The following is an 11,879-nucleotide window of genomic DNA, read 5'->3' on the forward strand; positions in this document are numbered from 1 at the left end:
TTCAGGTCTGGTGTGGTGTGAGGTCAACGTTAGGGCATCGGTCGCACCGCGGCCCGACCCTTGCGGAATCAGCCGAGCCCTGCCTTGACGGCCGCTCTGCCCGCGGCCCGGTCGGCCTTCTTCTGCTTGCGCTTCTTCAGCGGCTTCACGGTCTGCTGCCACTCCTCCTGCCGGCCGAAGGCGAGCGTCTCGCGCAGCAGCCGCAGCCGCTCCTCCTCGGTCTTGGCCTTGCGGGTGTTGACCTCGGCGACGACGTTGCCGTTCCAGCCGGTCGCCGACAGGTGCGCCAGAACCTCGCGCACAGGTTGCCCGCCATAGCCGGGGAGGAGGTGTTCGTCGAACACCCGCCCCTCATCGAGCGACCCGGAGCCGTCGCAGAGGTGAACGTGCCGCAGCCGCGATCCGAGCGCCTCCGTCATCTCGAGCGAGTCGCGCCCCGAGAGCGCCGCGTGCGAGAAGTCGAGGGTGACGGCGTCGCAGTCCATCACCACCGGGTCCCACCCGGGGGAGTAGGCCGCGAGGCTCGAGCCCTTGACCTTCCACGGGAACATGTTCTCGACCGCGATCTCGACCCCGTACGTCTCGGTCGTCTCCCGAACGATGCGCAGGAAGTTCTCGGCATAGCCCGACTGCCAGCGGAAGGGCGGATGCACGACCACAGCAGTCGCCCCGACGGCCCGTGCCAGGTCGGCCGACTTCTCGAGCTTCACCTGCGGATCGCGGCCCCAGACGAAATGCGTCAGCAGGAGCACGGGCGCGTGGATGGAGAGAATCGGAATCGCGTACTTCTCGCTCAGTGCCAGCAGCGACTCGGGTGTCTGGGTGGCCTCGTCGCGGGTGACCATCACCTCGACACCGTCATAGCCCGCGAGACTCGCGTAACGAAAACCCTCTTCGACCCCCAGCGGATAGACGCACGAGGTGCTCATGCCGATTCGCATCATCTCACCGACCCTAATCGCCCTACCTGAATGACGCGTATGTTTTGGGCGACCCGTTGACAGAGCGCGCCGGCTGGTACCGTGAGGAGTAGTCAACCGGGGCATCTCCCCGCCGAGTGCGAAACGGATGGACCCCATCTCCACTGCCACTGAGGCGCCCGAGCCCGGCCAGTACTCGCTGGTCGTGGTGTCGAACCGCCTGCCCGTCGACAAGGTCGTCTCCGATGACGGAACCCCGAGCTGGCGTTCCTCGCCCGGCGGCCTCGTGACCGCCCTCGAGCCGGTCATGCGCGCGAGCGACGGTGCCTGGGTGGGCTGGGCAGGGGTCCCGGATGATCATTCCGAGCCTTTCAGGAACGATGGCATCTCCATCGTTCCTGTCACCCTCAGTTCTGACGAGGTCGAGCTCTACTATGAGGGATTCTCGAATGACACGCTGTGGCCGCTGTACCACGACGTCATCGCGCCGCCTACCTATCACCGCGACTGGTGGGATGCCTACGTCGAGGTCAACCAGCGCTTCGCCGACCAGGCCGCCGCCTCGGCGGCCACCGGGGCCACCGTCTGGGTGCAGGACTACCAGCTGCAGCTCGTACCGAAGATGCTGCGGGAGATCCGCCCCGATCTCGTGATCGGGTTCTTCAATCACATTCCGTTTCCGGCATACGGCATCTTCTCGCAGCTTCCGTGGCGTCTGCAGATCATCGAGGGCCTGCTGGGGGCCGACGTCATCGGATTCCAACGGGTCGCCGACGCGGGCAACTTCACCCGGGCCGTGCGGCGGTTGCTCGGGCTCACCACCAAGGGCCAGACCATCGAGGTGCCGATCGAAGACGCCGCAGAGGTGGCTGGTCGACCGCATCGGTCGCGCACCTCGAGGCGCGGCCAGCTGGTTCGCACCGTGACGGCGCGTGCCTTTCCCATCTCGATCGACACCGAGAGTTTCGTCGAGCTCGCCCACCGCCCCGACATCCAGGCCCGGGCCGCCGAGATCCGCCATGAGCTGGGCGACCCAGACGTCGTGATGCTCGGTGTCGACCGGCTCGACTACACCAAGGGCATCGGCCACCGGCTGAAGGCCTACGGCGAGCTGCTCGAAGACGGCAAGATCGACGTGTCGCACGCCAGCCTCATCCAGGTCGCCAGCCCCAGTCGTGAGCGGGTCAAGACCTACATGCAGCTGCGCGACGAGATCGAGCTCACCGTCGGGCGCATCAACGGCGACTTCTCGACGATCAGCCACGCGGCCATCAGCTACCTGCACCAGGGGCGGCCCCGCGAAGAGATGGCGGCCCTCTACCTCGCGGCCGATGTGATGCTCGTGACGGCGCTTCGCGACGGCATGAACCTGGTGGCTAAAGAGTATGTCGCGTCGCGGTTCGACAACGACGGCGTACTGGTGCTCAGCGAGTTCGCGGGGGCCGCCGACGAGCTGAAGCAGGCCCTGCTGGTCAACCCGCACGACATCGAAGGCCTCAAGGAAGCCATTCTGAAAGCGATGGCGATGCCGCAGAGCGAGCGTTCCCGCCGCATGCGCGCCCTCCGCAAACGCGTGATCGACTACGACGTCGCCCGCTGGTCGAAGTCGTTCCTGGACGAGTTGGCGAACAAGCAGGTGGGAACCCGTGAAGTCGACCAGGCGGAGGGCGGGAGCGAACAGTGAGTGATTCGGTGGTGGGGGCCCCGGGCATCCGTGGGTCCTCGCACGGCGGCGCTGCTGCTGACGACGCCGACGAGTTGGTCGAGAGACTGCGGGCCCTGGCGTCGACCGACCGCCTGCTCGTCGCGCTCGACTTCGACGGCACCCTCGCTCCCGAGGTGGACGACCCCGAGCGCGCCCGAGCCCTGCCCGAGGCCCGGGCCGCCGTGCTGCGGCTCAACGACCTGCCCGGTACGCGGGTGGCACTCATCTCGGGGCGTGCCATGGAGAGTCTCGAGCAGGTCGTGAACCTCCCCGACTCCGTGCTGCTCGTTGGGTCGCACGGAGTGGAGTTCAGGCTCGACAGCCCCGATGTGACCCTCAGCCTCGACACGGTGGAGCTCGAGCAGGTCGAGGTGCTGAGCGAGGTGCTCGAAGACGTCGCGGCGGGGCTCGACCAGGTCTGGGTCGAGACGAAGCCGGCGGGGTTCGCGCTGCACACGCGGTTGGCCACCGAGAGGGATTCGCGCCGCGCGCACCTGCAGGCGCTGAGTGAGACGCAGGCCGAGATCGAGGGGCTGACGGTTCGCGAGGGCAAGAATGTGATCGAGTTCTCTGTGCGCAACGCCACCAAGGGCGAGGCCCTGCTGCACCTGAAGGAATACGCGAAGGCCACCGCCGTGCTCTACGCCGGCGACGACGTCACCGACGAGGACGGTTTCGCGGTACTGGGGCCACGTGATTTCGGGCTGAAGAGCGGGCCCGGCACGACGATCGCCGAGTTCCGCGTGGCCGATCCGCGGGAGGTGGCTGGAGTGCTCGCGCTGCTCGCCGATCTGCGCGCCGGCACCGACCGATAAGCGGCCCCGTGAGGTTCTAAACTCGTAACATGCCCGAAATAGACATGAAGCCGCGAAGTCGCGTCGTCACCGACGGAATCGAAGCCACCACCTCCCGCGGAATGCTCCGCGCGGTGGGTATGGGCGACGCCGACTGGGAGAAGCCGCAGATCGGCATCGCGAGCTCGTGGAACGAGATCACCCCCTGCAACCTGTCCCTCGACAGGCTCGCCCAGGCCTCCAAAGAAGGGGTGCACTCGGGCGGCGGCTACCCCCTGCAGTTCGGCACCATCTCCGTCAGTGACGGCATCTCGATGGGCCATGAGGGCATGCACTTCTCCCTCGTCTCGCGCGAGGTCATCGCCGACAGCGTCGAGACCGTCATGCAGGCCGAGCGCCTCGACGGCAGCGTGCTGCTGGCCGGATGCGACAAGTCGCTGCCCGGCATGCTGATGGCTGCTGCCCGGCTCGACCTCGCGAGTGTCTTCCTGTACGCGGGCTCGATCGCTCCGGGCTGGGTGCGGCTCAGCGACGGCACGGAGAAGGACATCACGATCATCGACTCCTTCGAGGCCGTCGGCGGCGTCAAGGCCGGCACGATGAGCCAGGAGGACGCCACGCGCATCGAGTGCGCGTTCGCTCCGGGGGAGGGTGCCTGCGGCGGCATGTACACGGCCAACACCATGGCCTCCGTCGCCGAAGCCCTCGGTATGAGCCTGCCCGGCAGCGCATCCCCCGCCTCTGCCGACCGTCGCCGTGACTACTTCGCGCACCGCTCGGGCGAGGCCGTCGTCAACCTGTTGCGCCTCGGGATCACCACCCGCGACATCCTCACCAAAGACGCCTTCGAGAACGCGATCGCCGTCGCCATGGCGCTCGGCGGCTCGACCAACGTCATCCTGCACCTGCTCGCCATCGCCTACGAGGCCGAGGTCGATCTCACCATCGACGACTTCAACCGCATCGGCGACACCATTCCGCACCTCGCCGACATGAAGCCGTTCGGCCAGTACGTCATGAACGACCTCGATCGCCGCGGTGGTCTGCCCGTGCTCATGAAGGCGCTGCTCGACGCCGGCCTGATGCACGGCGATGCGCTGACCGTGACCGGCAAGACCCTCGCCGAGAACCTCGCCGAGATCGACCCGCCCGCGCTCGACGGAAAAGTGCTCCGCACGCTCGAGAACCCGATCCACCCCACGGGGGGCCTCACCGTGCTCAAGGGTTCGCTGGCACCCGAGGGCGGTGTCGTCAAGACGGCCGGTTTCGACGCATCCGTGTTCAAGGGGCCGGCGAAGGTGTTCGAGCGCGAGCGCGCCGCCATGGATGCCCTAACGAACGGTGAGATCCAGCACGGCGACGTGGTGGTCATCCGCTACGAGGGCCCGAAGGGTGGGCCCGGCATGCGCGAGATGCTCGCGATCACCGCCGCCATCAAGGGCGCGGGCCTCGGCAAAGATGTACTACTCTTGACAGACGGCAGATTCTCAGGCGGCACAACCGGACTGTGTATCGGCCACATAGCACCCGAAGCGGTCGACGCAGGACCGATCGCCTTCGTGCGCGATGGTGATCTGATTCGGGTCGATATCGCAGCTCGCTCGCTCGACCTACTTGTCGATCCGGCAGAGCTAGCAGCCCGCCGTGAAGGCTGGGCTCCGCTCCCTCCGCGCTATACCCGTGGCGTTCTGGCCAAATACTCCAAGCTCGTGCATTCTGCTGCAGAAGGCGCGATCACGGGCTAGGCCCCCGCTCGTCTCTGCGCTCCGGCCTCGCCGGGCGCGGCTGCGGCAACACCATCGTCAAAGGAAAGCCCCCTCATGACCACGGAATCACTTCCCATACCCTCGAACGTCCGTACAGCCTCCAGGCCCTCGGCCCGCGAGAGCGAACCCGAGCTGCTCACCGGATCGGGCGCCATCCTGCGCTCGCTCGAACTGCTCGGCGTGAAAGACGTCTTCGGCCTGCCCGGCGGCGCCATCATCCCGTTCTACGACGAACTGATGGCCTCGACGGCCATCCGTCACATCCTGGTGCGGCACGAGCAGGGTGCCGGGCACGCGGCTGAGGGCTATGCGTCGTCGACGGGCAAGGTCGGGGTCGCCATCGCGACCTCGGGCCCGGGAGCGACGAACCTCGTCACCGCGATCGCCGACGCCTACATGGATTCCGTGCCGCTGCTGTGCATCACCGGCCAGATCTTCTCGCACCTGATGGGCACCGACGGTTTTCAGGAGGTCGACATCGTCGGCATCACGATGCCGATCACCAAGCACTCGTTCCTCGTGACGAAGCCCGAAGACATCCCCGCCACGCTCGCCGCCGCGTACCTCATCGCGTCGACGGGTCGCCCCGGCCCCGTTCTCGTCGACATCACCAAAGACGCGCAGCAGAACACGGCGCCGTTCGTCTGGCCGTCGAAGGTCGAGCTGCCGGGCTACCGTCCGGTCGTCAAGGCACACGGCAAGCAGATCCAGGCCGCTGCGGCGCTGCTCGTCGAAGCTCAGCGCCCGGTCTTCTACGTCGGCGGAGGCGTGATCCGGGCATCCGCCTCGGCAGAGCTGCTGAAGCTCGCCGAACTCACGGGCGCGCCGGTCGTCACCACCCTGATGGCCCGCGGAGCCTTTCCCGACTCTCATCCGCAGGCGCTCGGCATGCCCGGAATGCACGGCACCGTGCCCGCGGTGCTGGCGCTGCAGGAGAGCGACCTGCTCATCTCCCTCGGGGCCCGCTTCGATGACCGCGTCACCGGCAAGGTGAGTGAGTTCGCGCCCGACGCGAAGGTCGTGCACGTCGACATCGACCCCGCCGAGATCTCGAAGATCCGCATCGCCGACGTACCGATCGTGGGCGACGCGCGCGACGTGATCGTCGACCTGACCGCCGCGTACGCGGATGCCGTGGCTGCGGCCGACGCCACACCCGACATCGCCGAGTGGTGGGCACGCCTCAACGGGCTCAAGACCGAGTTCCCGCTCGGCTACGACGAGCCCGACGACGGCCTGCTCGCACCTCAGTACGTGATCGAGCGCATCGGCCAGATCACCGGCCCCGAGGGTATCTACGCCTCGGGAGTCGGGCAGCACCAGATGTGGGCGGCGCAGTTCATCAAGTACGAGCGCCCGAACGCCTGGCTCAACTCCGGTGGCGCCGGAACCATGGGCTACGGCGTGCCCGCGGCCATGGGTGCGAAGGTCGCGAACCCCGACCGCACGGTCTGGGCGATCGACGGCGACGGCTGCTTCCAGATGACCAACCAGGAGCTCGCGACCTGCACCATCAACAAGATCCCGATCAAGGTCGCCATCATCAACAACTCCTCGCTCGGCATGGTGCGCCAGTGGCAATCGCTGTTCTACGACGGCCGGCACTCGTTCACCGACCTGAACACGGGCGACGGAACCATCATGATTCCCGACTTCGTGAAGATGGCCGATGCCTATGGTGCCCTCGGCATCCGGGTGACCCGCAAAGAAGACGTCGACGCTGCGATCAAGCTGGCGATCGAGACCAACGACCGGCCCGTCGTCATCGACTTCGTGGTGAGCCGCGACTCGATGGTGTGGCCGATGGTGCCCCAGGGGGTCGGCAACTCCGCGGTTCAGTATGCCCGCGCGCACGCTCCCGAGTGGGAAGAGGAGTAGACCCGTGAGTCACGTTCTCTCCCTGCTCGTCGAAGACAAGCCGGGGCTGCTCACCCGTGTCGCGGGGCTGTTCGCCCGCCGCGGGTTCAACATCGAATCCCTCGCCGTCGGATCCAGCGAGATCGACGGGCTCTCCCGCATCACGGTCGTCGTCGATGTCGAGGAGCTGCCGCTCGAGCAGGTCACGAAGCAACTCAACAAGCTGGTCAACGTCATCAAGATCGTCGAACTCGACCCGAACCAGTCGGTTCAGCGCGAGCACTTGCTCGTCAAGGTCAAGGTCGACAATTCGACGCGGTCGCACGTTCTCGAGGCCGTGAACCTGTTCCGTGCACGGGTGGTGGATGTCGCGAGCGACGCCCTCGTCATCGAGGTGACCGGCGACTCCGGTAAGACGAATGCGTTCCTCCGTGTGGTGGAGCCGTACGGTATCAAGGAGCTGGCGCAGTCCGGCCTCCTCGCGATCGGGCGCGGCAGCAAATCGATCACCGAGCGCGTCTACAAGAACTGATCGCCCGCTCGCGCGGCCGCATCGAATGAATCGCAGCTGCCGGGCATCCTGAACCCAACGTTCGAACCACCCACTAACAACCAAGGAGCATGAACCCACGTGACTGAAATCTTCTACGACGCAGACGCCGATCTGTCGCTCATCCAGGCGAAGAAGGTCGCCGTTGTCGGCTACGGCTCGCAGGGCCACGCCCACGCGCTGAACCTGCGCGACTCCGGTGTCGAGGTCGTCGTCGCCCTCAAGGAGGGCTCGACGTCGAAGGCCAAGGCCGAAGAGGCCGGCTTCCAGGTGCTCTCGGTGGCCGACGCCACCACGTGGGCCGACGTCGTCGTCATCCTCGCTCCCGACCAGCACCAGCGCGGGATCTACGCGAATGACATCGCCCCGAACCTCAAGCCCGGTACCGCACTGGTCTTCGGTCACGGCTTCAACATCCGCTTCGGCTACATCCAGGCGCCCGAGGGCACCGACATCCTGCTCGTCGCCCCCAAGGGCCCGGGTCACACCGTGCGCCGCGAGTTCGAGGCCGGCCGGGGCGTCCCCGTCATCGTCGCCGTCGAAGAGGATGCCTCGGGTTCGGCCTGGGCGCTCGCCTGGTCGTACGCCCGCGCCATCGGCGGACTCCGCGCCGGCGGCATCAAGACCACCTTCACCGAGGAGACCGAGACCGACCTGTTCGGCGAGCAGGCCGTTCTCTGCGGCGGAACCTCGCAACTGGTGCAATACGGCTTCGAGACCCTCATCGAGGCGGGCTACCAGCCGCAGATCGCCTACTTCGAGGTGCTGCACGAGCTGAAGCTCATCGTCGACCTCATGTGGGAGGGCGGCATCGCCAAGCAGCGCTGGAGCATCTCCGACACGGCCGAGTACGGCGACTATGTCTCAGGCCCCCGCGTCATCACGCCCGACGTGAAAGAGAACATGAAGGCCGTTCTCGCCGACATCCAGTCCGGTGCGTTCGCGGCCCGCTTCATCGCCGACCAGGATGCCGGAGCCCCCGAGTTCCTGGCGCTCCGCGAGAAGGGTGCCCACCACCCCATCGAGGAGACCGGCCGCGAGCTCCGCGCGCTGTTCGCCTGGAAGCAGACCGACGCCGACTACACCGAAGGATCAGCTGCGCGCTGACCCTCCGGCCCTCTGGTCCCGGATGCCTCGCCCACTCTGTGTGGCGGGGCATCCGTCGTTCACGGCGCGGGGCGCCGGGCGCGGGGGGCGTGGGCCGCGAAGCGCGGGGCCGCGAAGCGCGGGGCCGCCCGCAGCCAACGGCGTGGGGGCGCGGGGCGCGAAGCGCGGCGCAGCCGTCGTTTACGGCGTGGGGGCGTGGAGCGCGGGGCCGCGAAGCGCGGGGCCGCCCGCAGTCAACGGCGTGGGGGCGTGGAGCGCGGGGCCGCGAAGCGCGGGGCCTCCCACTCGGACGGAACTTAGCCGATGCGACCCGTATGCGGCACCGATGTGCGTCAACTCCGTCCGAGTGGGACGGCAGGCCGCCCAGCCGCTGTCCACCGACCGGTCGGGGTGCCGCCAGCTGTGGCGCCGCCGGTGGTAGTAAAGCCGGTCGGCGTGCGGCCAGCTGTGGCGCCGCCGGTCGTGGTGCCGCCGGTCGACGTGCGGCCAGCTGGGCACCGTGGACCGCAGTGCACTCAGTCGGAACGCCGTCGACCGTCGGATGCCGCCAGCTGGGGCGCCGCCGGTCGCTACCGGATGCACTTCGACTCGGGCCAGTGCACCGCGCACGCACCAGACGCGCCTGCGCACTCCGAACGGACACGCAATCGGTCCTCCGACGCGCTCCGGGGCGCGGATCGCCGAAAACGGGTCGGTTCGTGACCGTGGGGTGGGGGGCGGCCCGCAGAACAGGGCCCACCGCATGAAGTGGAGCGGAGCGGTGCGGGCCGGAGCGCGGGCCGGCGGCGCTCCACGGCGGAGGGCCGGCGGCGCTCCGCGGCGTTCCGCGGCGGGTCAGGGGTGGTGGATCGCGTTGGTGAGGATGCCGCGGGTGGTGAGTGCGGTACCCACGGCCTGGTCGAGTTCGGTGAAGACCTCGGCCGAGCGGGAGACCCCGATGACGCCGCCGAGTGCTCCTGCACCGCTGCTGCGGCCGAGTCGCGCCACGAGCTGGCCCTCGAGGTCGAAGAACTCCATCCGGTACTCCAGGCGTTGCCTGTCGCGGCCGGCGAAAGCCCCGAGCAGCATGGTGGTCGTCGCGTTCCCGCGCGTCACATCCCAGCCCCCGATCGCAGACGTCGACACCTCGAACCCCTGCGATCGCAGGGCCGCCGCGAGCACGGCCCGCGCCGCATCGTGGTCGCCGGTGATGAAGTAGTCGACAGCGCTCATGCGGCCATCGTAGTGAACCGCTGACGCCACCGCCTCGGAATACCCGGGCGACCGGATACCCTGAACCCATGGCACGCGACCCCGACGACGACGCTCTCAGCTGGGGCGACGAGAACGACCCCACGTATGTCGCCGCCCATCCGGCCGCACTCGACGAAGACGACCTCGAAGAGGACATCCCCGTCGTCGACCCCTTCAGTTCGGCCGCTCTCGCGCCGCCCCTCCCACCGCAGGCCCCCGCTCCAGACGCGAGCGTCGCGCCCGCGTCGGCGTCGATCCGTGAAACGCAGCAGGCTCCGGATGCGCACAGCGCCTCGCCCGAGAGCACGGTCGGCGTGCCAGAGCGGCAGGCTTCGGATGCGCACGGCGCCTCGCCCGAGAGCACGGTCGGCGTGCCAGAGCAGCAGGCTCCGGATGCGCACGACGCCTCACCCAGCAGCACGGTCGGCGCGCCGCAGCGCGGTCGCGACGCTGCGGCCCCGGCCCCGGCCCCGTCAACGTCAGCCGCCAGGCGTTCCGCGGAACCCGCCAACAGCTACCCGAAGGTGGCCGACCGCGCCACCGCGGGCACCGGGACCGGCTCGTACGCCGCCAGCACGAACGCGTCCAGCGCCATGGATGACACCGATGCCGCGGCAGAGCACGAACTCGCCGACGCCGAACGGGAGACGCAGCAGCTCGGTTCCGCCGCACTCATCACGTTCAGCATCATCGGTGGAATCTTCCTGCTGTACACGGTGGGGTGGCTGGTGACGTTCATCCGCAACCCGGTCGACCCGTCGGGTCTCGCCGGCATCGTGCAGAACGCACAGGGCATCCTCGCGATCGCGGCCCCGGCGCTCTGGTTCATCGTGACCCTGCTGGTCGCGGCGCGGCGGAAGGTGTCGGTGCGGATCGTCTGGCTGGCAATCGGAATCGCCGTGCTGCTGCCCTGGCCCTTCCTGACAGGATATTGACGCCATGACCTCTGCCTCAGCCGCCCCCTCGGCCGACTCTCTGCCCGCACCCCGACCGATCAAGCACGTGCGCGGCCGCGCCGGCTGGATCGTCGCTGTCGTCTTCGCGTTCCTGTACGCGCTGGCCGCGTTCCAGGGGCTGTCGAACTTCATCGGGCTCACCCAGTCGTTCTCGACCGTCGGTGTCGTGATGCCCGGCAATGCCCTGATCGCCCTCATCGGCCTCATTGCGGCGCCCATCCTCGTCTTCGCGCTGGTGCTCTGGGGAACGCGCCGCGCGCGCACCGTCTCGGCCGTGCTGGTGTACCTCGTGGGGTTCGCGGTGGTGGCGGTCATCACGCTCGACCTGCAGAGTCTCTACCGCAGCATCGTTCCGTTCATCATCCCGGTCTGACCCGCGGCGGAGGCCCCGCCGAGCATCCGGAGCCGTACCCGCCCGCGCGGCGCGGCCCGCCGCGGAGGCCCTGCCGAGCATCCGGTGCCGTACCCGCCCGCGCGGCGCGGCCCGCCGCGGAGGCCCTGCCGAGCATCCGGTGCCGTACCCGCCCGCGCGGCGCGGCCCGCGGCGGAGGCCCCGCCGAGCATCCGGAGCCCGCCTGTCAGCCCCGCGCCACGAACAGCAGCAGAGCGATGAGCACCAGCTGCCCGACAGTGCGCGGCACGAGCGGCACAGCCACGGCACCGAAGCGCTCACGCTTGCCGGCGGCGTAGGCGTTCGCCGGGAACACCGCCACGAGGAACACCGCCAGCGCGAACGCCGCTGCGAGCCGGAGCGCCGGCACCAGAAGTCCCACCCCGCCCGCCACTTCGCACAGCCCCGTCAGGAACACGAGGGTGCGAGGGCTCAGGATGCCCGTGAACCGCATCGACGGCGGAATCATCGCGGCCATCGTTCGGGCCGACTTCGGCACGAAGTGGTTCACGCCCATGAAGACGAACAGCGCGGCCAGGGCAACCGTCACGGCAGCGTGGATGACGTGAGGAGTCTCAGGGTTCATGCTCCCATTGTGCG

The 11,879-nt window shown here is 68.4% G+C and carries 12 protein-coding genes; 8 read left to right on the top strand and 4 right to left on the bottom strand.

Annotation, left to right across the window (positions count from 1 at the left end; genetic code table 11):
* Positions 1 to 68 precede the first annotated feature (68 nt).
* The gene (locus B7R24_RS03540) at positions 69 to 944 is read right to left on the bottom strand and encodes a sugar phosphate isomerase/epimerase family protein (protein WP_116417594.1); all 876 of its coding nucleotides are present in this window, start codon (positions 942 to 944) and stop codon (positions 69 to 71) included.
* A gap of 124 nt (positions 945 to 1,068) precedes the next feature.
* Here B7R24_RS03540 and otsA point away from each other — a divergent pair, with 124 nt between their 5' ends.
* The 6 genes from otsA to ilvC all read left to right on the top strand — a co-directional run bounded on the left by otsA (position 1,069) and on the right by ilvC (position 8,699).
* Positions 1,069 to 2,604 carry an alpha,alpha-trehalose-phosphate synthase (UDP-forming) gene (gene otsA / locus B7R24_RS03545; protein ID WP_116417595.1) on the top strand — a complete coding sequence of 512 codons (1,536 nt, stop codon included), beginning with the start codon at positions 1,069 to 1,071 and terminating at the stop codon, positions 2,602 to 2,604.
* Positions 2,601 to 3,440, top strand: a complete 840-nt coding sequence (otsB, locus tag B7R24_RS03550; RefSeq protein ID WP_253259250.1) for a trehalose-phosphatase — start codon at positions 2,601 to 2,603, stop codon at positions 3,438 to 3,440. Before otsA ends, otsB begins: the two co-directional genes overlap by 4 nt.
* A gap of 29 nt (positions 3,441 to 3,469) precedes the next feature.
* Positions 3,470 to 5,164: a dihydroxy-acid dehydratase gene (gene ilvD, locus B7R24_RS03555; RefSeq protein ID WP_116417596.1), complete on the top strand. Its 1,695-nt coding sequence runs from the start codon at positions 3,470 to 3,472 to the stop codon at positions 5,162 to 5,164.
* A gap of 75 nt (positions 5,165 to 5,239) precedes the next feature.
* A complete protein-coding gene (locus B7R24_RS03560) occupies positions 5,240 to 7,063 on the top strand; it encodes an acetolactate synthase large subunit (RefSeq protein ID WP_116417597.1) in 1,824 nt (607 codons plus the stop codon).
* Positions 7,064 to 7,067: 4 nt separating this feature from the next.
* Positions 7,068 to 7,574 (top strand): acetolactate synthase small subunit, encoded by a 507-nt coding sequence (gene ilvN / locus B7R24_RS03565; RefSeq protein WP_172582691.1) that lies wholly within the window; start codon positions 7,068 to 7,070, stop codon positions 7,572 to 7,574.
* Positions 7,575 to 7,673: 99 nt separating this feature from the next.
* Entirely contained in the window at positions 7,674 to 8,699 is a 1,026-nt protein-coding gene (gene ilvC / locus B7R24_RS03570; protein ID WP_116417599.1) for a ketol-acid reductoisomerase, read from the top strand.
* Between the two features lie 834 nt (positions 8,700 to 9,533).
* Here the strand turns inward: ilvC and B7R24_RS03580 are convergent.
* Positions 9,534 to 9,911 (bottom strand): hypothetical protein, encoded by a 378-nt coding sequence (locus B7R24_RS03580; protein ID WP_116417601.1) that lies wholly within the window; start codon positions 9,909 to 9,911, stop codon positions 9,534 to 9,536.
* A 68-nt stretch (positions 9,912 to 9,979) separates the two neighbouring features.
* Between B7R24_RS03580 and B7R24_RS03585 the strand changes: the two genes are divergently transcribed.
* On the top strand, positions 9,980 to 10,867 hold the full coding sequence (locus tag B7R24_RS03585; protein WP_116417602.1) for a hypothetical protein: 888 nt from the start codon (positions 9,980 to 9,982) through the stop codon (positions 10,865 to 10,867).
* 4 nt (positions 10,868 to 10,871) lie between these two features.
* Positions 10,872 to 11,261, top strand: coding sequence for a hypothetical protein (locus tag B7R24_RS03590; RefSeq protein WP_116417603.1), 390 nt, complete (start codon positions 10,872 to 10,874; stop codon positions 11,259 to 11,261).
* Here the strand turns inward: B7R24_RS03590 and B7R24_RS17250 are convergent.
* Together B7R24_RS17250 and B7R24_RS03595 are read right to left on the bottom strand one after the other, a co-directional pair.
* Positions 11,225 to 11,452, bottom strand: coding sequence for a hypothetical protein (locus tag B7R24_RS17250; protein ID WP_147303949.1), 228 nt, complete (start codon positions 11,450 to 11,452; stop codon positions 11,225 to 11,227). The two genes, B7R24_RS03590 and B7R24_RS17250, sit on opposite strands and share 37 nt — an antisense overlap.
* Before the next feature lie 14 nt (positions 11,453 to 11,466).
* On the bottom strand, positions 11,467 to 11,865 hold the full coding sequence (locus B7R24_RS03595; protein WP_116417604.1) for a DoxX family protein: 399 nt from the start codon (positions 11,863 to 11,865) through the stop codon (positions 11,467 to 11,469).
* Positions 11,866 to 11,879: the final 14 nt, after the last annotated feature.

The sequence above is a fragment of the Subtercola boreus genome, assembly GCF_003399645.1.
Lineage (GTDB): Bacteria > Actinomycetota > Actinomycetes > Actinomycetales > Microbacteriaceae > Subtercola > Subtercola boreus_A.